The organism is Dyadobacter jejuensis (genome assembly GCF_003149085.1).
Classification (GTDB): Bacteria; Bacteroidota; Bacteroidia; order Cytophagales; family Spirosomataceae; genus Dyadobacter; species Dyadobacter jejuensis.
Window position 1 is genome coordinate 518,818 of sequence record NZ_QGDT01000002.1, and the last position, 24,392, is coordinate 543,209.

The 24,392-nt window shown below is 46.3% G+C and carries 14 protein-coding genes; 8 read left to right on the forward strand and 6 right to left on the reverse strand.

Going from position 1 to position 24,392, the window contains the following annotated elements; all coding sequences use genetic code 11:
* Positions 1 to 10 precede the first annotated feature (10 nt).
* Positions 11 to 2,563, forward strand: a complete 2,553-nt coding sequence (locus tag CLV98_RS06205; protein ID WP_109673420.1) for a hybrid sensor histidine kinase/response regulator — start codon at positions 11 to 13, stop codon at positions 2,561 to 2,563.
* Between the two features lie 5 nt (positions 2,564 to 2,568).
* Here the strand turns inward: CLV98_RS06205 and CLV98_RS06210 are convergent, their stop codons facing one another.
* Both CLV98_RS06210 and CLV98_RS06215 read right to left on the reverse strand, forming a co-directional pair.
* Positions 2,569 to 3,939, reverse strand: coding sequence for a sigma-54-dependent transcriptional regulator (locus CLV98_RS06210; protein ID WP_109673421.1), 1,371 nt, complete (start codon positions 3,937 to 3,939; stop codon positions 2,569 to 2,571).
* A 131-nt stretch (positions 3,940 to 4,070) separates the two neighbouring features.
* Positions 4,071 to 4,367, reverse strand: a complete 297-nt coding sequence (locus tag CLV98_RS06215; RefSeq protein ID WP_109673422.1) for a hypothetical protein — start codon at positions 4,365 to 4,367, stop codon at positions 4,071 to 4,073.
* A 482-nt stretch (positions 4,368 to 4,849) separates the two neighbouring features.
* Between CLV98_RS06215 and CLV98_RS06220 the strand changes: the two genes are divergently transcribed.
* The 6 genes from CLV98_RS06220 (at position 4,850) to CLV98_RS06245 (ending at position 13,868) form a co-directional block, all read left to right on the forward strand.
* A complete protein-coding gene (locus CLV98_RS06220) occupies positions 4,850 to 5,563 on the forward strand; it encodes a ferritin-like domain-containing protein (RefSeq protein WP_109673423.1) in 714 nt (237 codons plus the stop codon).
* Between the two features lie 26 nt (positions 5,564 to 5,589).
* Positions 5,590 to 6,378, forward strand: coding sequence for a ferritin-like domain-containing protein (locus CLV98_RS06225; RefSeq protein WP_109673424.1), 789 nt, complete (start codon positions 5,590 to 5,592; stop codon positions 6,376 to 6,378).
* Between the two features lie 567 nt (positions 6,379 to 6,945).
* Complete coding sequence (locus tag CLV98_RS06230; RefSeq protein WP_109673425.1) at positions 6,946 to 10,155, forward strand: SusC/RagA family TonB-linked outer membrane protein; 3,210 nt, start codon at positions 6,946 to 6,948, stop codon at positions 10,153 to 10,155.
* Between the two features lie 53 nt (positions 10,156 to 10,208).
* Positions 10,209 to 11,990, forward strand: coding sequence for a RagB/SusD family nutrient uptake outer membrane protein (locus CLV98_RS06235; RefSeq protein ID WP_109673426.1), 1,782 nt, complete (start codon positions 10,209 to 10,211; stop codon positions 11,988 to 11,990).
* A gap of 193 nt (positions 11,991 to 12,183) precedes the next feature.
* Positions 12,184 to 13,416, forward strand: coding sequence for a sulfite oxidase (locus CLV98_RS06240; protein ID WP_109673427.1), 1,233 nt, complete (start codon positions 12,184 to 12,186; stop codon positions 13,414 to 13,416).
* Between the two features lie 50 nt (positions 13,417 to 13,466).
* Positions 13,467 to 13,868, forward strand: a complete 402-nt coding sequence (locus CLV98_RS06245) for a hypothetical protein (RefSeq protein ID WP_109673428.1) — start codon at positions 13,467 to 13,469, stop codon at positions 13,866 to 13,868.
* Between the two features lie 118 nt (positions 13,869 to 13,986).
* Here the strand turns inward: CLV98_RS06245 and CLV98_RS06250 are convergent, their stop codons facing one another.
* Genes CLV98_RS06250 through CLV98_RS06260 form a run of 3 tightly spaced genes read right to left on the reverse strand, consistent with a single transcriptional unit; the run spans position 13,987 to position 20,401 of the window.
* Positions 13,987 to 15,540: a carbohydrate binding domain-containing protein gene (locus tag CLV98_RS06250; RefSeq protein WP_109673429.1), complete on the reverse strand. Its 1,554-nt coding sequence runs from the start codon at positions 15,538 to 15,540 to the stop codon at positions 13,987 to 13,989.
* A 15-nt stretch (positions 15,541 to 15,555) separates the two neighbouring features.
* Positions 15,556 to 17,274: a RagB/SusD family nutrient uptake outer membrane protein gene (locus CLV98_RS06255; protein ID WP_211319980.1), complete on the reverse strand. Its 1,719-nt coding sequence runs from the start codon at positions 17,272 to 17,274 to the stop codon at positions 15,556 to 15,558.
* A 19-nt stretch (positions 17,275 to 17,293) separates the two neighbouring features.
* The gene (locus tag CLV98_RS06260) at positions 17,294 to 20,401 is read right to left on the reverse strand and encodes a SusC/RagA family TonB-linked outer membrane protein (RefSeq protein WP_109673430.1); all 3,108 of its coding nucleotides are present in this window, start codon (positions 20,399 to 20,401) and stop codon (positions 17,294 to 17,296) included.
* Positions 20,402 to 20,911: 510 nt separating this feature from the next.
* Between CLV98_RS06260 and CLV98_RS06265 the strand changes: the two genes are divergently transcribed.
* Positions 20,912 to 22,546 carry a hypothetical protein gene (locus CLV98_RS06265; protein ID WP_109673431.1) on the forward strand — a complete coding sequence of 545 codons (1,635 nt, stop codon included), beginning with the start codon at positions 20,912 to 20,914 and terminating at the stop codon, positions 22,544 to 22,546.
* 79 nt (positions 22,547 to 22,625) lie between these two features.
* On the opposite strand, the gene CLV98_RS06270 is transcribed toward CLV98_RS06265, so the two are convergent.
* Positions 22,626 to 24,254: a beta-N-acetylhexosaminidase gene (locus tag CLV98_RS06270; RefSeq protein WP_109673432.1), complete on the reverse strand. Its 1,629-nt coding sequence runs from the start codon at positions 24,252 to 24,254 to the stop codon at positions 22,626 to 22,628.
* Positions 24,255 to 24,392 lie beyond the last annotated feature (138 nt).

Genomic DNA, 24,392 nt, shown 5'->3' on the forward strand with positions numbered 1-24,392 from the left:
GTCAAGCACCATGTCGGCAAACAGGGACAAATCCATACTTTCTTCGGTAAAAGGCAAGGTTTTACTCGGCTTTATGGTCGCTGCCATGGCCTTAGGTGCCTCTTGGATTATCAGTAAAATTGCCTTTGAAAATATGCTGGTAAAACTGGAGCAGCTTACCAAACCGAACGAGAAACTCCATCATATCAATCAGGTTTTTAAGGAAATCGTTTTGTTGGAACACCTACAAAACGAGCCTCCCGGCAATACCAATTCCAATGAACCTGACGAATTCCTAAAACATTCGGAACGATTGCTGGCTAGCCTCGATACCCTCAGCCAGCTTAATATCGATGATCCTAAGCAAATCATCAGAATAGACTCCATGCGTTCTATCCTTCGGGATCGGGAGCAGATATTTGGACAGTACATGGCCGTTCGTAAGAACCTGGTGAGCAACAAGGACTTATCTAGCAAGGTCCGCACCATATCGGGGCTGATTACTACCAACAAAAAGGAAAAGGATAGTACCGTTGTTAAAACAGAAAAAAAGGTCACTACCACCACCGTTTACACCCAGGAGCCTCAAGCTCCCCAATCGGCAGAGGAGGAGGAGGAGGATAAAAAGGGGTTCCTCACCCGTCTGTTTAAATCTAAAAAACAGCAGAAAAAAGCGCCAGAACCTGTAGAACCTAAGACCGTCCGCAAGCAAGAGGTCAACGTGACCATCGATACCGTCAAGATTGCCAAGCAGGACAATACCATAGAAAAGGTAGGAGAAGCCGTGCATGCAATAGAAAAATCGCAGAGGAGAAGAACCAACCAGTTTGTGGATAGGGAAAAGCAGCTGGCCATGACCGGTAGTTCGCTCGTCAGTCAGTTATTGATGGTGATGCAAAACATAGAGCAAGATGCCATCCAACAATCCTTAGCCGACCATGAGCAAACACAAAGGCTGGTCACCGCAAGCATGAAACGTATAGAATGGGTCATGATCGGCTTTTTCCTTCTCACCCTTTTGGTGGCCTATTTCATTTTTGCAGATATTACCCGCAGCAACGATTACCGCCGACAGCTTGAAGAAGCGAAAGAGGAGGCGGAATACCACAGCATGGCCAAACAGCGATTCTTATCGAATATGAGTCATGAAATAAGGACTCCCTTACAGTCGATTATTGGCTATACAGAAGTGCTGAAATCCGCTGATAAACCAAAAAAACAAGACTTCGATACTTTACATGCCGCTTCAGAGCACCTGTTGCACCTTGTAAACGATATCCTGGACTATAGTCGCATTATTTCCAACCAGTTTAGCTTTGAGAAAAGAAACTTCGCCATTGGTCAGGTCCTCGAAGAAGTTACCCATATGCTCAGCCCCACCGCTACGGCCAAGTCCCTAAAATTCAAGGTATACAACCAACTCCCATCCGATATATTCTTAGAAAGTGACCCCTTTCGACTCCGTCAGATCCTCTATAACCTACTCTCTAATGCTATAAAATTCACTACCAAGGGAGAGGTGGCCCTGAAGGTTACCGGCAAACAAAGCGGAGCGGGCTATAGGATTACCTTCGAGGTTACCGATACGGGAATAGGCCTTACCAAGGAACAGATCCAGCGGGTCTTTAACCAATTTGAACAAGCCGATGCTTCCATTTCCCGCCAATATGGAGGCTCAGGCCTTGGATTAAGTATCGTAAAATCATTGGTGGAAGGCATGAATGGAAAAATTACCGTAAGGAGTCAGTTGGGTAAAGGGACCGTTTTTGCCGTGACATTACATATGAAAAAGGGTAGCCCTGTCCTGAAGGGTTCCAAAGATAAGGCACGCAAATATCATATAGATGGCAAGGTATGGTTGATCGACGACGACGCCTTTATTTTGAAGTGGTGTTCCACTGTACTCCACAAAGAAGGGATCGATCATTCCTGTTTTTCATCGGCCGAAGAGGCACTCGAGGCACCCTGGGACGACCAGATTCGCTATGTGCTCACCGATATGCGGATGAGCGGGATGAGTGGAGCCGAACTATGCCAGACTTTAAAACAGAGGACCGCCTCTTCTGTCAAATATTATGTACTTACCGCCCAGGCCCTCCCAGAAGAGCAAGAAAAATTGCTTCAGGAAGGATTTGACGGCCTTTTGATGAAACCCTTTCATACCCACGACTTACTGGCCCTGCTGGATACCCCCAGCCAGAATAAAGAACTGGATAGCCCCTCACCCTCTCCACCCCCCGCCCCAACCATGGACCTTACTGCGCTGCAGACCATGGCCTTCGGTGACGAATCTCTGATAAAAGATATTCTTCAACAGTTTATCGACGACTCAAAGGCAGATCTTAGCGCTTTTCAATCTGGCATAAAAAACAAAGATTACGATAGAGTGATGGAGCTGGCCCATCGCCTAGCCGGACGCACCGGACAGGTAGGAGCACTGCCCCTCTCGGCCCGGTTCAGAAAGCTCGAACTAGGCATTCGGGAACAACAGGTCCACCCTACCGCTGCGGAGTCCTCTTCCCTTGCAAAGGAACTAAAAGCAGTAATCGTAGAGGTCGAAAACAAAATCGGACAGGAAGCTTAAGCCCCTTATTCGATTTGATATTTTTCTATTTTATAGTATAGCGTCTTCCTGTCGATGTTGAGCAACTTGGCGGCTTTACTTTTATTATAACGAACCTCCTGCAACACCCGCTCTATCATCTCCTTCTCATGCGACTCTTGTATCGCCTTCAAGTTAGAGCCGGTAGGTTTTGGGGCCTCCTCCAAAGCGGCAATCATCTCCGAGGGCAATGCACTTAAAGAGGCTTCTTCGTCTTTGGAGAGTAAAATCAATCTTTTGATGACGTTATTGAGCTCTCTGAGGTTTCCGGGCCAATCATAGCGTCCAAAAACCTCCATAACTTCTTTGGAGAGGCGCTGCACATTCCGATCCAGCTCTGCATTGGCCTTGTCGACAAAGTGTTGAACGAAAATTTGAAGGTCCTCTCCACGATTACGAAGTGCCGGCACCTCTATCTTAAACTCATTGAGCCTATGGTAAAGGTCGTCTCTAAAATCACCCTTTGCCGCATTCGCCATCAAATCTTCGTTGGTAGCCGCTATGAGGCGCACATCCACTTTCACGGGTTGCGTGCTACCGACCGGCACAATAATACGTTCCTGAAGGGCTCTTAGGAGTTTTACCTGCACATCGTACCCCAAATTCCCTATTTCGTCCAAAAACAAAGTTCCTCCGTGGGCGGCCTCAAACTGACCCACTTTATCTTGCAAAGCCCCTGTAAAAGCACCTTTCTTGTGACCAAACAATTCACTGGCAGCGAGCTCCTTAGAAAGTGACCCACAGTCGATGGCTACGAAAGGACCATTACTGCGCTTACTTAGCTTGTGAATACTTTTTGCGACATGCTCCTTACCCGTACCGCTCTCTCCTTGTATAATCACCGACATGTCGGTGGGTGCTACCAACCTTACGTATTCGTAAAGCTCTCTAGAGATAGCACTGCGGCCCTCTATATTATCCTGAGTTCCCGGCTTACTCTTTCCTTTGGCTGGAGATACCACAGCCGGAACCTCTCCAGCTTGCGATTTTTTAAGCGCTTCCCCCAATACCATTAAGAGTTCTTCGGGGTTAACGGGCTTGGTGATATAGTCCAAGGCGCCATTGCGCATGGCATTGACGGCCGTGCGTACATCCTGAAAGCTCGTCATAATAAAGGCCGGGATACGCACCCCTTCTTTCCGAATCCCTTTTAAAAAATCGACAGAATTCCCATCTGGCAAGCGATAATCGAGCATCAATACTTCGTAAGGCGACTCATCCCCCTTACTATTGGCCAGTTCTTCTTTGGCCTGCTGTATGGTCGTACATACCTTTACTTGGTGGCCGTGCTTGCCCAAAAATGAGAAAAGAAGTTTCGAAAATGTGCTATCATCTTCTAGTAGCAAGAGCTTTGCCATATATTTTTCTTAATAATTGAATACAATGCTAATCATATAATTTGGTATAAAATTACAAAAACAAATACCAAAAAGCCGGGTTTACCGACCTTTTGGTATGAATACTTCTTATCCAAATGTTTATTTGCGTCTTATTCAATCACTTTTCCTTCCTGGTCCAGCTTGATTTTGGCCGTTTGATTTTCCTTCTTGACCATCACCTCAAAATACTGAGACTGATCTTCCTCGGTAACCAAATTGGCCGTGGTGATTTCCCAACCGGCATATTCATCACTTCCTAGGGTTTTCTTTACCGCCTCCGGAAGATCTTCCGGCTTCACAGGAACCTTATCTTGCATATAACTTACGGTTTCCGTCGCTACTGGGGCGGCCACGGCTGGCAACTGAAACAAGCCTAGGGCCAAAACTGCTACTGCTAACTTTTTCATAATCGTTGTTGTTTAAAGTGTTTGTATAAATGATACAATACGTTTTTCAGTCTAATAGGAAAAAACAACCTTACCTATTCCCCACAAAACAACCTAACTACTTATTTTTAAGCTAGTTACAAATACACCACAGCCTTCTATCCACATACGAAATTGGCCCGTTTACCCACAATCTGCCCAATAATTGCTCCATATAGGTAACCGTTCATTACTTTATATACAATGGGCTCACCAAATCCTTTTGGCAGCCTAAAAACATTTATTTGTATCACTTCGCCATTCGCAAGGGAAACCAACCTGCCCATATAATCGACTAATCTTAAACCACTTAGCCACTACGCATCGAACCATATGGCAGGGGGTATAGCACTATACGCGAATATTTTTTAGAGAAAGAATCGATCTAAAACGAAATAGACGACGTAGGTCTCCACAAACGATGTCTTTCGACGAACGAAAGGAATTAGAAAAATATAAACGCTATGAACAAAAAAATAGAAACAAGCAAAACCGTGGAAAAGGGCGAGGCCCAAATGCTTAGTGTTGTGAATAGAAGACTATTTCTTCGTTCGGCCGGAGTAGCCACAGCGATGGGTGCATTTATACTGGGGGCTTGTAAGGACGACGACCCCGTCATGCAAGGCGACGCCACTGTAGACCTAGGCTCTGGAGATACCGGGGTGCTGAATTATGCCTACGCCCTCGAACAACTCGAAGCGGCCTTTTATACCCAACTTATCGCCTCCCCTTATTCTGGGATGAGTGATATAGAGAAAACCATTCTCACCGATATCAGGGATCATGAAATTATCCACCGCGAATTTTTTAAGACTGCCTTAGGCAATGCCGCCATTCAGGACTTAGAAGTAAACTTTTCCAGCATCGATTTTAGCAATAGAGCGTCGGTTCTGGGCGCAGCCAAGTTATTTGAAGATACTGGCGTACAAGCCTATAACGGAGCGGGCAAACTCATCAAAAATGCCGACTATCTCTTATTGGCAGGGAAAATTGTTTCCGTTGAAGCCCGCCATGCGGCTGTAATTCGGGATTTACTCAATCCTAAAACGACTGATTTTGCGGGCGACGATATCATCGATGCCAACGGGTTCGACAAGGCCGTGGCGCCTGGCGATATACTCGCAGCAGTAAAAGGATACGTCAAAACGACGATCATGGGTAGCAATGTAGGTAAATAATTCTTAAAAAATCAAAAGTAGAACTTATGGATATTTTCAAATTAATAGATGACTTTCAAAAAGTAGATGGCGATGCAGTGGGCCGTCTGGAGTATGCTACTCGACGCCAATTCATGAATCGCCTCGGCGGCAAAATAGCTACGGTAGCCGCACCAATGGCCTTTGCAAGTATAGTCAATAAGGCCTTCGCACAGTCGGCGGCTGCAGTAGATGTACTCAACTATGCCTTAACCTTAGAGTATTTAGAAGATGAGTTTTACAAGGCTGGGCTAGGGTCTTCTGGTCTGATACCCGCTTCCGACCGCGCTATATTCACCCAAATTGGCAAGCACGAATCGGCCCATGTGGCCTTCCTTACCACCGCCCTGGGGAGTGCAGCCATAGCCAAGCCCAATTTCGACTTTCAATATAAAGGTGCCTTTGCCGATGTCTTTACGAATTACAACACCTTCGCCACGGTATCCAGCGCCCTGGAAGACACAGGAGTAAGAGCCTACAAAGGTCAGGCTGGCACCTTGATAGCCGATCCCCAGATTCTGGAATACGCCCTTCAGGTACACTCGGTAGAAGCCCGCCACGCCGCAGTAACCCGTCGCCTGGTAGCAAGCCTCACAGGTAATACGGCTATGAAAGGCTGGATCACCAATAACGAAGGTGCCGTTCCGGCTATATATGCCGGTGAGGACAATAAAATGCAAGGAGGCGTAGACCTAACTGGCCTTTCGGGAAAGTCCAACGCTGCCATTACCGAAGCCTTCGACGAACCACTTACAAAAGAGGCCGTTTTAGCCATAGCCGGACCTTTCCTAGCCTGATTTTCATGCTACGGCACACTATCCTTGGGGATTCACTACACAGTGAATCCCTTTTTCTTTGGATGGCCTGCCAAATTTCACCTCCCCTCCTTAAAAAAAAAATAACCATTTCCAATTTGGAGTATACTATTGTTACTAAAAGTAACAGTTTTTTAATTATTTGACTATTCAAACACCATAATTACGGTTACATCATTAGAGTATTCTGTACTATTAACCTATAGATACTTAATAGAAGTTGTACTAACAACGACAGAATCCGCAATTTTCCTCCTTTGCTCTTTTTGAAGGACCCTCCAAAAGTATAGGAACATGAGCTTCCAAAACAGCATGCCAAGTAAATATTAGTCTACAAAACCACAGATAGGACTTTTCCTATATTACATTTAAGTATAAATATGTTTATTAATACTATATATTAGTTTTTTTATACTTTTTGTGGTGGTAAGATAAAAATTAAGACGTCTTATTAAAGGGGCCTTCTGAAAAAATGACAGAATTAGGTCTTTAAATTACAAAAACAAGGACTTAAGCGACTCCCACATTCACTAACTTAAAATCAATTATATGAGAACAACATTACTTTTTCAAAATCGAAATACCAGCATCCTCTTAGCACTACTGCTATGGCTGGGGGGATCTACGGTGGTATTTGCAAAAAATAGTGACCTATTTTCCCCAAAAAGACAAGTAACAGGCACTGTAGTCGATAATGCTGGGGAGCTACTCCCAGGAGTGAGTGTGGTCCTGAAGGGTAGCTCCCAGGGTACTACCACCAATTCGGAAGGAAAGTTTACACTAGAAGTCCCCGACAATAATACCATTTTGGTATTTAGTTTTGTAGGCTATCAATCAAAAGAAGTTACCGTAGGCAACCAAAGCCAGCTTCAGGTAGAGCTTACCATTGAAGACCAGGTCTTGAATGAGGTAGTTGTGGTGGGCTACGGAACCCAACAAAAGGTCAATCTGACTGGGGCCGTCGGAGTAGCCGATGCCAAGCGCTTAGAAAACCGCCCCATCGCCAATGCCGGGGAAGGGCTACAAGGGGTCATTCCCAATCTGAATGTCGGAGTACGCAACGGGGACCCCTCCCAGGCTACTACTTTCAACATTCGCGGTTATGAATCTATTAATGGAGGTAGTCCTTTGATATTGGTCGACAATGTACCCATGGACATTAACCTAATTAATCCGAATGACATAGAAAGCATCAGTGTATTAAAAGATGCCTCAGCTTCGGCCGTTTATGGGGCAAGAGCGGCGTTCGGAGTGGTATTAGTAACCACCAAGAGTGGAAAATCAGGCAAAGTCAAGGTTAACTTTGGAACGCAATTGTCTATGGCCAAGCCCATTTTCAATATGGACGTGGTAACGGACCCTTATGAGTTCGTTCAGGCCTGGAACACGGCCAATGAAAGGACCTTCGGGAACCCCGCCTACGGACCCGACTTTGTAGCCGCAACCAAAAAGTATTCAGAGAATCCAATCCCCGCCAACGAATGGGGCGTGGTAGATGGTGCCCTGCAATACTATGGATACAATAACTACCAAAAGAGCATCATGACCGACTACGCTCCTACCAACCAGCAAGACCTATCGATATCTGGGGGTGGTGCTAATTCTAAATATTTCTTTTCCTTAGGTCGGTATAGCAAGGACGGGTATTTAAGACAAAACAACGAAAAATTTAAGCGTTATAATGTCTTGATGAAGGCCGATTTTAAGGTAAACGATTGGCTAAGTTTCGATGAAAAGGTGATTTTCAATTCTCAACATAGCGACAAACCTCATTTTTACAACTGGGATGTCAATATCAATTCTTTAGCGCGCGTGAAGCCTATTATGCCCGTGCAGTTTCCCGACCTCCCTTTTTATATAGAACCTGGCGACCGGGACCAGTATGAACAGTATATCGGCAAGTATTTTGGTGGCACCAACTTCTTCCCTTATCTCCTAGATGGTGGGAGAGAAACCTTTACCAAAAATGATATCTGGCTCACCCAAGGCGTTACCCTGACCCCCATTGAAGGGTTGAAAATCACTGGAAATTTCTCTTATAATCTGTTCAATAATATGTATCAGGATGTTCAGAGCAAAGTGGAAATAGTGGATACAGACTTAAATGCCGCCAACCCCATCAGTAATGGATTCAGTGGGGACGATTGGATCGAGAACAGTGATACCTACAACCAATATTATGTACTCAATGCCTTTGCCGAATATCGTTTTCAGAATCTAGGACGTCACAACCTCACGGCTATGGTGGGTTTTAACCAAGAGAGAGGAAAAAACAGAAGCGTATACGCGCAAGCTCGTTCGCTGATCACTCCACAGGTTACCGACCTCAACGCCACCACGGGAGTACAACGCACCGATGGCAGCAAATCGCATGTGGCCTTAAGGGGGGCCTTTTATAGACTTACCTACAATTATGACGATCGGTATCTGGTCGAGTTCAATGGCCGCTACGATGGCACCTCACGGTTCCCACAAGACAGCCGCTTTGGCTTCTTCCCTTCGGTATCGGCCGGGTGGCGTATTAGCAATGAAAAATTCATGGCAGGCACAATCAACTGGCTTGACAACTTGAAAATCAGAGCCTCTTATGGTACCCTAGGCAACCAACTATTAGGAAGTAACTATTACCCTTATGTAGCTTCTTTAGGTACGGGCCAGTCCCCCTATATGTTCTCCAATTCGGTGATTCCCTATGTATCGGCCGCAGGCCTAGTAAGCCCTACGCTCACCTGGGAATCGGTAACGTCGCAGAACATCGGCCTCGATCTTACTCTATTAAAGAGCCGCCTAGACCTATCGTTCGATTTGTATAGCCGCGACACGAAAGACATGCTGATGAATGTTAACTTCCCCGACATACTCGGTACTGACGCCCCAAAGTCCAACGCTGCAGACCTCCGAACCAAAGGCTGGGAGCTTGCCCTAACCTGGAGAGACAAAATCAAGTCGGACTGGAGCTACGATGTAACGTTGGCCCTATCGGATGCCACAGCACAAATCACCAAATTTGAAAACCCATCAGGAGCCCTGCCCAATGCAAGTCAAGGCATTTATTATATAGGCCAGAACTTAGGGGAGATTTGGGGCTACGAAACAGTGGGTATCTTCCAGTCGCAGGATGAAGTAGACCAGGCGCCCGATCAGTCTCGGCTAGGCAACAACTGGCGCCCCGGCGACATACAATATGCCGACCTGAATGGGGACGGACAGATCAGTCCCGGAGGCAATACCTTGGGCGACCCAGGCGACAGAAAAGTGATTGGTAACAGCACCCCACGCTATAGCTTTGGTATTAATACCAGTATCGCCTATAAAAACTTCAGACTAACCGCCTTCTTTCAAGGAATTGGAAAAGCCGATTATTCCCATGGCAACGGCAACTGGAACTGGTTCTTCCCATTCAATGCCGGTCATGTAGAGAACTATTACATAAAAGACTCTTGGTCCGAGGACAACCGCGACGCCTATTTCCCGGCCCCTCATATATCGACCAGCGACAAGAAAAACATCCAGACCCAATCGAGGTTCTTACAAAATGCCAGCTACATCAGGGCCAAGAATATCACCCTGAATTACGATATACCACAGGGTGTATTGGAAAGGATAGGCTTGAGTAGGGCGCAAATTTTTGTTTCGGGAATGAATCTATTCGAATTTTCGAAGATCCGTAAACCTCTGGATCCAGAGACCATCCAAACGCCCACCATTGAATATCCCATGCAACGTATCGGCACACTAGGGATCAACCTTTCATTTTAAGGAAATCCCACTGTCGATCCTGTATTGCTCATCCATTTATAAATCAAGGTTTTATGAAAAATATATTCTATAAATTAGTTACCGCCTGCCTATTGCTGGTGATCAGCAGTGCCTGCAACGACGAATTCCTCGAGCGTTACCCGCTTGACCAGGTCACGAATGGTACCTTCTGGAATTCCGAGAACGATTTGGCCGTTTACAACAACAGCATTTACAACCTAGTCCGTAATGACATCGACGTACCTATCTTGATGGGTCATCACGATGGTTTTAACAGCCACTTTTCCAGTATTTGGTTCCAGGACGAATTTGCCGACAATATGGCGCCCCGTGCCCCCCGACATACCCGTTTCCAACAATTAAGAGCTGGAAAACATAATGTACCCTCCAACCCCGAATGGTTTGGATACCGGGGATGGAACTTCGTGAGAGCTATTAATGTAGGGCTCGACAATTACGACCGCGCCTCTATTCCGCAAGCCGCCAAGGACAAATATATTGCCGAAGCACGGTTGTTTAGAGGGTGGTTTTATGCCGAAAAAGTAACTAAATTCGGTGATGTCCCCTTTGTGGAGCGGGAGCTGAATATCGACTCAGAAGAACTCTTTGCCGCTCGTACCCCCCGCAAGGAGGCTATGGAAAAGGTGCTGGCCGACCTAAACTTTGCTTCCGAAAAGCTGCCCAACAACTGGGGCGACGGGAATGCTCCTGGCCGCCTCAACCGCTGGTGTGCCCTATTGGTAAAGGCTAGGGTATGCCTTTTTGAAGGAACCTTTCAGAAATACCATGGGGGTTCCGATGCCGACATGTGGCTGCAGGAAGCGGAAAAAGCCTCAAAAGAACTCATCGATAACGGCCCTTACCAGCTCTACAGCACCGGCGACCCCGCCAACGACTATAACGCCTATCACCATGTTCTTGACCTTACAGGCAACCCCGAGGTAATGGCCTGGCGAAAATACAAGCTGGGGGTCTTCACCAATCATGTGCAGGCGTATTTCAGTTATTCGGGAGGCGCCTCTAAGAGCATGGTAGAGGATTACCTCTGCTCCGATGGCCTCCCCATCACCACCTCTCCCCTTTATAAGGGGGACGACAATTTCGAAGACCTCTTCGAAAACCGCGATCCACGCCTTCGCCAGACCGTACTGCACCCTGCCGATACCGAAAAGTACAAATATGATCGTGCCGACGGGCGTACCTACCCAAAATTGGAAGGCAATGAAGGAGGTGGAATGAAAACTACCACAGGCTATCATATTATCAAGCATTATAATGCCGACGACCTCATCGGAAAGGCTTATAATACCGCAGAATCGCCCGCTATCATATTACGGTTTGCCGAGGCCCTGCTCATCTATGCCGAAGCAAAAGCCGAATTGGGCACCATTACCCAGGCCGACTTGGACCTGTCGATCAATAAACTGAGAGATCGAGTGGCCATGCCTCACCTAGAAATGGGCAATATCCCCGTCGATCCACGGTATACCAGCGACGGAATATCGCCATTGATAGCCGAAATACGCAGAGAGAGAAGGGTAGAGATGTTTATGGAAGGACTCCGCTATACCGACTTACTGCGGTGGAAGCAAGGCAAAAAGCTCACCCAACCTACTATGGGCATGCGCTGGGATGCCGCTGCGGAAGCACGATTTGGCAAAACAACCATGGGAACTTCTGTAGACCCCCAATCGGGCAAGACCTATATCGACGTATACAAAGGTACCGACTGGGCCGTTCCGGTATTCGATGAGTCTAAGCACTACTTATGGCCCATCCCCTTGAATACCCTGGCGCAGAATCCGGCCATAGAACAGAACCCTGGCTGGGACTAAACGCCCCGTATGCCATCTATAGGCCTTACTAGCAAAGCTATATTTGCTAGTAAGGCCGGTTTTTTTGTAACCATCCTTAGTAAAATAATATACTATTATAAAATATTAACAAAAGAATTATCCTTAGCGCTGGACTAAAAGAAGGGAATACGTAACTTGTCGAAAAAAACCTAGTACTATTTCTTACCGATACATGAAAGACCAAGTCAACCGTAGGGGGTTTATAAAAAAATCAAGTTTAGCCGCTCTGACGGCTGCATTAGGCACTAATATCGTTTTTGCCAAAAATTTGCCTGAAGGCTTTACACCCGTACTATTCGACGAAAAGGATGCCCTCAAGGGCAAGAGTACCGAGCTGATCGTACGAGGAGAACGCCCATGGAATGTAGAGTCGCTCCCTCATTTGTTAGACGAACGAATCACCAGCGTCAAGAACATGTTCATCCGTAATAACGGACTCATACCCGAAACAATAGACGTCAAAAACTGGAAACTAACCATCGACGGAGAGTCGGTTAAAGCCCCAAAAACCTATACTTTAGAGGAGCTTAAAAAGCGTTTTAAAAAACATACCTACCAATTGGTAGTAGAATGTGGCGGCAATGGACGCTCAGGATACCAGCCGTCGACCTCCGGCAACCAATGGGACCAAGGTGCTGTACATTGTGCGCAGTGGTCGGGGGTCAGGCTTAAGGATATCCTCAACGACGTGGGTATTAAGGACGATGCGGTATATATAGGTTATCACAGTGCCGACTTACACCTGAGCCGCGACCCACAGAAAGAGGCCATCTCTAGAGGCGTGCCCATAGCCAAAGCTATGGAGGACGAAACCTTAGTAGCTTGGGAACTTAACGGTGCCGACATCCCCGAGTTCCATGGTATGCCGCTTCGCTTGGTAGTAGGAGGCTGGCCTGCCTCTACCTCTGGAAAATGGCTTGAGCGTATTTCTATTCGCAACAAGGTGCATGACGGCGCCAAGATGACCGGCCATAGCTATAGAGTACCCCGCAACCCCGTAGTACCCGGAACCAGCATTCCCGAAACCGATGAGTATTATAAGATCATCGAATCGATGCCCGTCAAATCGAATATTACATTTCCTAAAACCGGAGCTATAGTAGAAGTAGGAGCTACCACGCCCATTCGCGGACACGCCTGGGCAGGAGACCTGAAGGTTGCTAAAATGGAAATTTCTATTGACTTCGGTGCTACCTGGCAGCCCTGTAAGCTAGAAGAGCCCGCCAATCGACTCGCATGGCAACACTGGAGTACAGAGGTAAAACTCCCTCAAAAGGGCTATTATGAGGTGTGGGCCAGGGCTACCGATGAGCACCAAGTGGCACAACCCATGGTTATTCCCGCCTGGAACCCAGGCGGCTATATCAATAACGCCTGCGAGCGGATAGCCATGAAGGCCGAGTAGGCCCAGGAAAGAAATAGTACTGACGTACCAAACCTATTGACTTGCAAAATATGAAAATACTATTTGGAACCATCACGGCTGGGCTTTTCGCTTGGTCGGTTTGGTTTGGCGGGCAACTCCCCGAGGCGACCGTGGCCATTAAAAATCAGACCATGGCCATGGACACGCTAAAGAAAGATGCGGAAAGTGGCTTGTATATGGACGAAAACTTGCATATCGTCAAGGCGATGTGTAGTAACTGTCATGCGACCACCATTATTAGCCAAAATAAGTTTACCCGAGAAGGATGGCTCGAGAAAATCAGGTGGATGCAAGCCAACCATAACCTATGGGAACTTGGCGAAACAGAGCCTGTCATACTCGATTACCTGGAGAAATATTATGGACCCTCGAAAAGCTATTCTAGAAGGGCCCCATTGACCGATATCGAATGGTATAGGTTAAAGCAATAAAAGTTTATCACAATCGCCCCTGTCCGCTATTCCCGGCAGGGGCGATTATGATTACTTCTACATATTGGGTAGTGCGTTGATCCAATACCTAAGGCGGTCTCAACAGGTTAATGCCCCATTAGGGTCGAGGTTCGTATTCATGCACCACGATCTGATCTACATAAAGATCCATTTCGTTAACTACACGTAACAGGAAACGCCTTTGGGCAGTGGCCGAAGCATTGAACTTTCCTTGAACCTCTACCCACTGCTGAAGGGGCAGCTTATTTTCTATAGGCTTGGCCCCTACTCCCCACCATTCATCCAATATAAAGAGGTCAACTTTTGCTTTACCATCTTCATTATAGTTCATCCCTTCAAACCGCCATGGCGATCCATCTTTGGCTTTGTCGACATAGATCATCATCTTGACGGTGTAGGTTTTGTTAGCCTTCAGTTCCGCTTGGCCATTATAGCTCAGCGCCATGCCTTCCTGGGCTTTATTACGTATAAAAGCACTGTATTTACCCATAAATGGATTGTTTTGAGGGTAGCTCACACTGGAACCGTTAGCCCACCATGCCCCATTCTTCCACTCCTGTCCTCCCGACTCAAAGCCCGCTGCAAGAGCGGGAAGCAAGTTCACCACATCGAATTCTACTTTCTTATCTGTAAATGACGGAGCCTTCACGCCATCGGTAGTCGTGATACCACCCGCCTGATAGCTTACTACAATTTGATCACTATTGTATAGCTTGGCTTCACTCAGTGAAAGTAAAACTAGGTTTTTCTGGGAAGCATGAAGACTCGCCTGTAGTACCGTTGGCTCCCATACCTTTCCATTATTCTCTATGCGTACTTTAAAATTCGCTGCGTCGGCTTTTGGGTCCTGTAAGTCACGACTAAACTTAAGCGCCACTTTATTATCACTGGCATAGAGGCGGTCGATGGTGACGGGATCGGTAGAAGGCACAATTCTTATAAAATTCTCTAGGAGGAGGGTATCTCTACCAGCCGGCCTATTCCTATAGGCGATAAGTCGTGCCGAATAATCGCCCAGTTGGCTATAACGAACGTCAATGGTCGGTACAGCCGGTGCACCTCCTGCCTGGGCCGGATCACCTCCTGCCAGGTTCCAGTCGAAGGTATCAGGCTCGCCCAGCGATGTTTGAGTAAAACGGATGGTCCTACCTGCAAACACCTCATTGACGGCCCCGGGAGCCATATTGAGCGGAGGACCAGGGACCCCATTTTTATCTAAAACCTGGGCGGTAAACTGCGCCTTCACCTTTTCTAGTACCTTCACCTGAAAAGTGGTATCTTGAATCATAGCACGCGTTGTGTTACCTACAAACACCTCTCCATTGAACTCCTGATGCAGCTTTACGGCAATGATTCCGGGTTGGTTGAATACTATCTTAATATTATCCAAAGTGGAAGTCCGGTCATTATCACTCCCTACGATATCCACCCCAGCGTCGGGCAAGGTCCACTCTCTTCTGACCACCCCTCGCGACAGATCCCCGAAAGAAATCTCCCCACCAACTTCGACCGTATTGCCGAAATCCATCTGGGAGTTCACCACGAGCATATGATTATTTTCGGCCATAGGAGGTTCATACGCATTCTTACAAGCGGATAGCCCCCATACAATTCCCCCTGCTAAGGTCAGCCATTTTGATATTGTTTTCATATTGCGTTCAAACGATTATTTTTTTAGATTAGGATTGGATTGTACCTCCCCAGTAGGAATAGGCAGATAGTCGTGAGCAGCCGGATTATAGGCCGTACTCGCCACAGTAAAATCGGGCCGAATTCGTTCCCGGATAAATAAGGGAGCGACTGGATTCTTGAGGTCAATATTCTTTTGTCTCCACTCCTCCTCTACCCGAAGTTCTGTAAAGATCTCCTTAACGATCCCCCAACGTACTAGGTCGTACCAGCGATGCCCCTCAAAGGCGAGTTCCACAGGACGCTCTACCCTTTGTAAATGGGTCAGCAGCACCCCCGCATCGGGAGCCAAATAGGTCCTTGCCCCTTTGATGTACGAACGGTGCAACAAAGGTATTTTGCCCCCATTTTTATCCATATACTGGGCTAAAGTGACTACTCCCGCCCTTTTTCTGACGATGTCGATAGCAGCCATTGCCTCGCTAACTCCCGCATTTCCATCTCTATTGAGAATAGCCTCCGCATACATCAAGTAGATATCAGCCAATCGAATATGTCGGAAATTGATACCAGAGCGCTGATATACCGCATCTTCTTGTGTCCAGTGGTACCAGTTGGTGTATTTCTTTACATAGGCACTCTGCCCAAAGGCCCAGCCTGGTTTTTTGCCAATAGGAAGCTGATAATACAGGCCATCCCCATTGATAGGCACTATAGAAGCATAGGTACGTGCCGATTGCTTACGACCTTCATTAATAGGACTTGAAGCATCAGGCTCGTCATTGACGAATAACTCATGAGCATAGTACGATGGAAGTGTGGTGTTATAGGCTCCAAAGCTTAGTTGACCTAATGCTACGGCCATCCCACTCGCCTCAGCCCCTTTTTCATAAATATTATCGTCTACAATTCCAGAGTTCACCCCAGGCTTAAGCGCATTACTAAATGATACCTCAAAAATAGATTCAGCATTATGTTCCTTTTCATCGGTAAAATTATCCAGATAATTGGGCATCAGGCTATATACCTTGGAATCGACCACTGCTTTAAAGAACGTAGCGGCCTCCGCCCAGTTCTTTTGATACAAATGAACTTTTCCTAGCATCGACATGGCCGCACCCCAGGTAACTCTCCCCAAATCCTTAGCATTTGTCCATCGCTTTGGCAGATTTTCGGAGGCATAAGTCAAATCGGGAAGAATCACCTGCTGATAAACCTCCTCTTGGCTAGAGAATGCCTTCGAAAAATCTGCATCTTCCTTGGCAACATCTAGTTGAATTACGGCTCCATCGTAGGAATTGACCAACCAAAAGTAAAACATGGCACGTAAGAAACGTGCTTGTCCGCCGAGCACTTTCTTGTCCTGTTCGGTCAGGTCTATCCCTTCCTTTTTCAAATTCTCAATCACCTGATTGGCCCGAAACACCCCTACGTAGAGTTGATTCCAGCGTTGGGAGACATACTCGGTATTGTCGTTGAAGGTCAGGTTTCGAAAGGCGATTTCACTGTACCAGGACTCCGTGCCGGCAAGGTCGCCCCTGCACATATCGTTGGACAGACTTTTGCCGCTAACCGCATCAAATTGTAAGGCACTGTAAACGCTCGCCAGCCCAGACTGGAACTGGCTAGGTGTCTGCCAATAGGTATCGGTAGTGATGGTATTTGGGTTTTTTAAGGTCAAAAACTCATCCTGTTGGCATCCCTGCCCTACCATCAGGAGCCCCAGTAGGAGCCCTATTATTTGAATACTTCTCATATCAAATTTTACTTTTATATTAATTGAAGTCTAGTTGAAAGCCTACCAGAAACTTCCTTGAAACGGGATAATTTCCTAAGTCCACCCCTCTCGTAAAAATCCCATCTCCGCCTATTTCGGGGTTGTAGCCTTGGTATTTGGTAAAGGTGAAAGGGTTTTGAGCAGTTATATAAAAACGAGCCCGCTGAGCTATCTTACCTAAAACTGACTTCGGAAGGGTATATCCCAAGGTGAGGCTGCGAATGCGCAAATAGGTCCCATCCTCAAGGAAGTAGTCGGACCGTGCCCTGGTATTATTATGCTCTGAGGACTCCCTAACGGCCGGTATGTCGGAGGTAGGGTTCTGGGTACTCCACTGATAGTACTGGTCCCGGTGACGTCCCATTCCATAGGCAAAAAGCTTGGATCCATTATAAATCTCGGCACCTTGCGAATAGTAGAGCTGTGAGAAGAAATCGAAGGATTTGTAATCCAAATTAATCCCTAAGCCCGTCTCAAAGTCCGACTGTCCGGAGCCATGATATACCCGGTCCAAATCACTAATTTTCCCGTCCTCATTGGTATCTACATACCGTAAATCTCCTAACCGGGCATTTCCATCCAACTTTTTATAGGCATCCAACTCCTCTTGACTTTTCAGTACCCCACTGGTAGGGATCAAGAAAAAAGAACCTGCAGGGTAGCCCTTAGCCAAGTAGGTCGTAAAATCGGTACGTTCTCCCCGAGAAATAACGGGACGCCCGCCTCCAAATGCAAAGCTGGTCAAGGGCCCCAAGTCGGTAATTTTATTGACATTCTTGGTAAAAGTACCCGATAGCTTCCAGTGTAAGCCTCCTTGAGTTCGGTTATTATAAGAGGCTGCCAGCTCCACGCCCTTATTGACCATATTGCCTATATTTACCAAGCGCGACTTGTACATATTACTCCAATCACGAGGTTGCCAGGTCCCTGTCGAGGGTGCCAAATTCAAGGCTAGAAGCATATCCTCTTTAGCATTATGGTATAGATCGGCCGTTACGCTCACCCGACCATCAAACATCAGCAGGTCGACTCCCACATTTTTAGAAATATTGGTTTCCCATTTGATATTCTCGTTAGCGTATCGCTTCTGGATAGCCCCGAGGTCCAAGTACTCACTACCTTCCGTCCCAAACGGATAATCGTGCCCTGGCTCAATGAGCGCTGCATACTGGTAACGAGGTATGTTTTGATTGCCAACCTGCCCATAACTGGCTCTAAACTTTAGATTACTGATAAAGGATAGCCGGTCATTATTTTTAAAGAAATCCTCATCACTCACATTCCATCCTACAGATAGTCCTGGGAAATAACCAAATCGGTTACTAGGGCCAAAGTTTGAAGACCCGTCCCGGCGCAAGCTTGCCGAAAATAGATACTTACCCTTATAATTGTATTGCAATCGACCGATCATCCCCGTCAACCGACCTTCTTCGTTATACCCTGTAATAGAAGTAGGGGTGCTCGCAGCATTAAATACGGGTGTGTCGTTACTTAAAAAATCGTTGGCCGTAGCGCCTATATTTTTGGACTGGAACCGTTCCATGGTGTACCCCGCCAGCAAATTGAAGGTATGATCTCCCCATTTTTTGGAGTAGTTCAGTAAGTTCTCCCAGGTAATACGCTCCGTAAAGGTATAACTTTGCGTCAGAATAGCCTTCGGCCTACTGGCAGCGGCATTTAATCCGTTCTGGTCGCTAAGCAAATATTGGGGTTGAAAAAAAGTGCGATTAAAATCCCAAGTATTTCTTCCGGCATTCATTTTGTAGGTCAAGCCCGGCAATATCTCGTATTGCAAATTCATGGTAATGTTCGAACTTTTCACCTCCCGCTTATCCTGATCCTTTAGGAGCCGAGCCAGATAGCTGTAGCCTTCGGCATTCCCCCCCTGGAATAATACGGCGTTATCGCCAATGGAGGGCAAAGCATAGGGTGACTTCTGCCAAGGCATCTGAAAGATAGCGTATTCATAAAGTCCCCATGGTTCCTGTTTGGTATTCTCTTTGGCCATGGCTACGCTTGCAAAGGCCTTGAACTTCCCTTTTGTAAACTGGCCGTTCATTTGGGTATTGAATCGGTCGAAGCCAGACTTAATCAGTATCCCCTCCTGATTGAAGTAATTGGTATTCACACTAAAAGTAAGATCCTTCTGCCCTCCAGAGACGAGTAAATTATGGCTTTGCATCGGTGCCCGATCATTGGTAAGTGCCCCTACAAAATCGGTGTCATAGTCCAGTGCATCAGGATTAAAGTAAAAGGTGAGTGGCGTGCGACCAATGGCTGCTAGCTTCACATTTTCGACATACAGTTGCTCCTTTGTGTTGTTCAGTGGAGTTCCTGAGGTAATATTTTGAATACCGTAATAACTCGAGAAATTAACCTTCATGGTGCCTGCCTCTCCTCTTTTGGTGGTTATGAGAATAACCCCGTTCGAAGCCCGGGTACCATAGATGGAGGCCGCCGCCCCGTCTTTTAAAATATCCAAGGTGGAGATCTGCTCTGGTGCCAAGTTGGGCACTCCTTCATACGGAATACCATCGACAATATACAAAGGAGTAAGGGCAGATGAAGATAAGGACCCTAAGCCGCGTATCTGGATGTTAGCAATACTGCCCGGCCGACCACTACTGGCTTGAACATTGACACCGGCCACCACCCCCTGTAGGGCGGAGTTTACGTCGGACGTGTTGGTCTTCATAATTTCGTCGGCCTTTACGGAGGCTACCGCTCCGGTGAGCTCCTTTTTGGTGCTCGTTCCATAGCCCACCACCACTACCTGTTCTAGCTCCTTCAAATCCTCTTTCAAGGCAATTACCACCTCTCGTTGCCCACTATACGTATACTCTTGGCTAAGGTATCCCACATACGAGACTACCAGAATCGGATTCTTATTAGCACTTTGAATGCTAAACTGCCCCTTTACGTCGGTGACCGTCCCCCCGCTGATTCCTTTCAGAACCACCGTAGCCCCTATCAAGGGTTCCCCATCGAGTTGGTCCAAAACCTTTCCTTGTAGGAGGGTTTGAGCTTCGAGGCTCCCCCAACTCATACAAAACGTCCCTACTGTCAATAACCATCGGATGGTCCAGTGCATAAAATTATTCATCATACGCCTTTTTAAAGAATGTGAAACAAACTAAATAAAATGATACTTTTACCACCTAAATGAATATTCGGATAGCGACTGCAATTTGGAAAATTGGCTTTAAAGAATAATTTTTTGCAACTGAACAATAACTGAACAAATCGGCCAATAAATAGCTTTCTGGCCTGATTATGATACACTTTTTACTGAACAACCTCATTTTATGGTCAAAACACGATACTATTTCAAGAAATATCTACCTTAAACCAGCAATTGGCATCGCACTAGAAAAGAGGGGTCTTTTGAGGATATGGATCCAGTCCTGTGAAGCCCCGCGTCAGAAGCGCCATCATAGTATAGTCGTGTAAAGGATGGTCTCGGTCAACTGCCGCCCGCCTCCTCAAGGCTAATCCTGAGAAATTAGTTGAGTAGTTAAATTTTAACTACTATTATTGCAATAAAAACACAGATAGAACGAGAACTGAATTAGTGAAACGGCCATCGTCTATTTTTGGGTTACCGTTTTATTAGAACATGCTATTTCGAATCCACAAATATAACCCATGCTGGTTGGTGCTCTTGCTGGCCTATCCACTGCTGACCTTTCCGGTGAGGAGCCAATCCCAAATGGATCTGACCCCATTTATGGGAAAAAACAGCCTATCTCATACCGTTACTATTGATAGCACCATTCAGGTCCTTTCTGCGGGTATCACCAGCTCGTTGAAGGACCAGGACACTACCAAGGCCATTAGTCAGATGGTGATACTGTCGGACATATATGCCAATAACGCCATGTTCGGCAAGTCTTATGATGGGTATTGGTCAGCCCTGTTATTAGCCGACCAGAGCCGCGACCTGCCCTCTAAATCACTGATATACCACGGCTTAGGCTGGCTATACAGCTTATACCTCAGAGAAAACCTCGCCATTGAATACTTTAACCGATCCCTTCAAATCAACAAGCAGTTTGCAGATTCTGGCCAGGCCCCCAAAACCATATTACTCAGGGACTATTATTCCCTGGTGACGCTTCATCGTAAGTTAAATCATATCGATATAGCTCGGCAATATCTGGATAGCTGTAGGATGATCAAGGATGCTCCATCCACCCAGCCCAAACGAAATGCTTTCCATGATGCCGAGGAGGGGTATCTGCTATTCTTGGAGAACAAACCCACCGAATCCTTGGCGCTTCTCAACGAAACGAAGCTATATTTCGAAAAGAATCAAGATTCTTACTTAGCCATACTGTACAGTTTCTTAGGCGATATATACCAGTCACTTGGCCAGTACGAGCTGAGCCGAAGGAACTACCTGGCCTCACTCCAAATTATAGACCGTTACAAGCGCCATGTAGACTGGAAGCCAGGTATCTACGAAAACCTCTCTGAAAATTACCACTTGGCAGGAGACGATCGGCAGGCCTATCGGATGATGAAACTCTCTAAACAGTTTACCGAACAGCAATTTGGTAGTAGGAGTAGTACCAATCGAGAGCTCCTGGAAATAAAAGACCAATTCAGGCTCGAAAAGGAGCGTCAGCAGGATTTGCTACAGCAACAAGAATTAGAAAAACTGGAAGGAGAGAAGAAAATAGAAAACCTAAAGGCCATTATACTTTTCATTAGTCTTATTTTTCTCACCTTTTCTGGGCTGCTGATCTATCGATACCTTCGGTCGAAGCATAAGGCCGAAAAAAAATGGCTGCAACAGCAGCAAGAACTCGAAAGGATAAAAGCCAGAGAAATATTAGAAATAAAAAACAAGGAACTCACCACTTCTACCCTCCGGATCATTGAAAAAGAAGAATTACTGGCGGATCTGAAAGAAAAGCTTACCAACCAAAAGCAACAGCCAAACCCTGGGGAGATTAATAAGCTTCTTAAAACCATCGATACCAGCACTTATAATAACTGGGAAGAGTTTGAAGCCCGTTTTTCGTCGGTTAACGAATCGTTTTATAAGAATTTGGCCGAACAGTTCCCCAACCTAAGCCATTCCGACAAAAAGATTTGCGCCCTTATAAAACTTAACTTTTCAAGCAAAGATATGGCTCGCCTTTTGGGAATAAGTACTGAAAGCGTCCATACGACACGCTACCGCGTAAGGAAAAAACTAAACTTGAGCAGGGAAGTGAATCTATATGAGTTTATTCAAAACCTATAATAGCCGCGAACAGTAGCCAACAAAAAAGGTCCTCATAGCTTTTGAATGCTAGGAGGACCTCAATTTTCTTCAGTATAATTTAATCCTTTTTAGGCCAAACGTATTCGAACTGCCCATTGATGGGAGCGCCAAAGTAGTTGACCCCTAAGATATCCAAGCGCTTCTGATGAATGGCCCAACGTGCCTTAAAGTCATCAAAGCTTTTATTCTTCTTTTCGGTCCAGGCTACTTCCGAAATGGCCGTGGCTCTAGGCCATACCATATATTCCACATAGGCAGGAGTTTTCATGTATTCGGTCCATACGTTGCCCTGAACCCCCAGAATATGCTTGGCCTGGTCGGCGGTTAACACCTCAGGAGTAGGGTCGTAAGAATAAGACTCTGCCAGGTCGGTAAAACCACCTATGGCCACTGGCTGTGTTTTGGAATCGGCCTGATAATGATCTAGGTATACAAAATTGCCCGGGGTCATCACCACATCATGATTCTGTTGAGCGGCTTCTATTCCACCTTTTTCGCCTCTCCAGCTCATCACCGTGGCATTGGGAGAAAGCCCTCCCTCCAAAATCTCATCCCAGCCGATCATCCGACGACCTTTGGAAGTAATAAACTGATCGATCCGCTTTATTACATAACTCTGCAAACCGTGCTCATCTTTAAGGTCTTCCTTTTTGATAAGGTCCTGAGCGAACCTGCTCTGTTTCCACTGAGTTTTAGGACACTCATCGCCTCCTATATGAATATATTTGCCAGGAAATAGGTCTATCACCTCCGTCAATACATTCTCCCAAAACTTAAAGGTCGCTTCACGAGGCATAAACACCTCGTCATAAACGCCCCAACGAGTTCCTACTTGGTAAATTTGATCGGGGTTATTGCCCAACTCCGGATACGACGCCAAAGCGGCTAAGGCATGACCAGGCAGTTCTATTTCGGGTATCACATTCACAAATCGATCGGCAGCATATTGAATTACTTCCTTGATCTCATCCTGGGTATAATATCCACCATATGGCTTCCCGTCATACTCCCCATCGGAATAATGTCCCTTCATGGTCTCCTTCCGATAAGCACCTACTTTGGTGAGATTAGGATATTGCTTAATTTCTATTCTCCACCCTTGGTCGTCGGTAAGGTGCCAATGAAACTGGTTTTGCTTGTGTAAAGCGATAAGATCAATATATTTTTTAACAAAGGCGATGGGCATAAAGTGACGTGCTACGTCCAACATCAGTCCCCTATAGGCAAAACGAGGCACATCTTTGATGGTCACATAGGGAATACTCCAAGTTACATCGCCCGCCATTTTGGGACTAAATATCTCGACGGGAAGTAGCTGCAACAGACTTTGCACCCCATAAAACGCCCCTTGGGGAGTTTGTGCTTGGATTTTCACCCCCTTCGGAGTCACCATTAGCCTATACCCTTCCGATCCCAAAGAAGCATCCGACGAAACAGCGAGACTTATTTGCCCGCCCTTAGTGCTTAAAGTCACGTCCTTGCCAGTTGCCTGGCCGATTTGGTCGGCCAACATCTTCGCTACATGTTGCCAAGCCGCTTCTGAAGGGGCGGAGATTGACACTTTTCGCTTCAAGAGATACTGCCCCTTGGCCTCCAAGACTTGGTTGGGCTTAGGTACGATATGAACCTGCGCAAGCATAGTTAAGGATGTAAGGACGCCCAAAAGCGTAAAAATGATGTATTTCATAAACAATGTTAATATTTAAAATTATTTAATAATTATACAAATAAGCTTCTAATATTTTAAAAAGGCAATTATTCTGTTTATTTTAATTTTCTCCGTAACAAATTCTGCCCATATCCCGTTAAAACAACAATCGTATGT

Coding starts and splice junctions, on each gene's coding strand:
- CLV98_RS06205 (WP_109673420.1), top strand. CDS start 11: ATGTCGGCAAACAGGGACAAATCCATACTTTCTTCGGTAAAAGGCAAG.
- CLV98_RS06210 (WP_109673421.1), bottom strand. CDS start 3,939: ATGGCAAAGCTCTTGCTACTAGAAGATGATAGCACATTTTCGAAACTT.
- CLV98_RS06215 (WP_109673422.1), bottom strand. CDS start 4,367: ATGAAAAAGTTAGCAGTAGCAGTTTTGGCCCTAGGCTTGTTTCAGTTG.
- CLV98_RS06220 (WP_109673423.1), top strand. CDS start 4,850: ATGAACAAAAAAATAGAAACAAGCAAAACCGTGGAAAAGGGCGAGGCC.
- CLV98_RS06225 (WP_109673424.1), top strand. CDS start 5,590: ATGGATATTTTCAAATTAATAGATGACTTTCAAAAAGTAGATGGCGAT.
- CLV98_RS06230 (WP_109673425.1), top strand. CDS start 6,946: ATGAGAACAACATTACTTTTTCAAAATCGAAATACCAGCATCCTCTTA.
- CLV98_RS06235 (WP_109673426.1), top strand. CDS start 10,209: ATGAAAAATATATTCTATAAATTAGTTACCGCCTGCCTATTGCTGGTG.
- CLV98_RS06240 (WP_109673427.1), top strand. CDS start 12,184: ATGAAAGACCAAGTCAACCGTAGGGGGTTTATAAAAAAATCAAGTTTA.
- CLV98_RS06245 (WP_109673428.1), top strand. CDS start 13,467: ATGAAAATACTATTTGGAACCATCACGGCTGGGCTTTTCGCTTGGTCG.
- CLV98_RS06250 (WP_109673429.1), bottom strand. CDS start 15,540: ATGAAAACAATATCAAAATGGCTGACCTTAGCAGGGGGAATTGTATGG.
- CLV98_RS06255 (WP_211319980.1), bottom strand. CDS start 17,274: ATGAGAAGTATTCAAATAATAGGGCTCCTACTGGGGCTCCTGATGGTA.
- CLV98_RS06260 (WP_109673430.1), bottom strand. CDS start 20,401: ATGATGAATAATTTTATGCACTGGACCATCCGATGGTTATTGACAGTA.
- CLV98_RS06265 (WP_109673431.1), top strand. CDS start 20,912: ATGCTATTTCGAATCCACAAATATAACCCATGCTGGTTGGTGCTCTTG.
- CLV98_RS06270 (WP_109673432.1), bottom strand. CDS start 24,254: ATGAAATACATCATTTTTACGCTTTTGGGCGTCCTTACATCCTTAACT.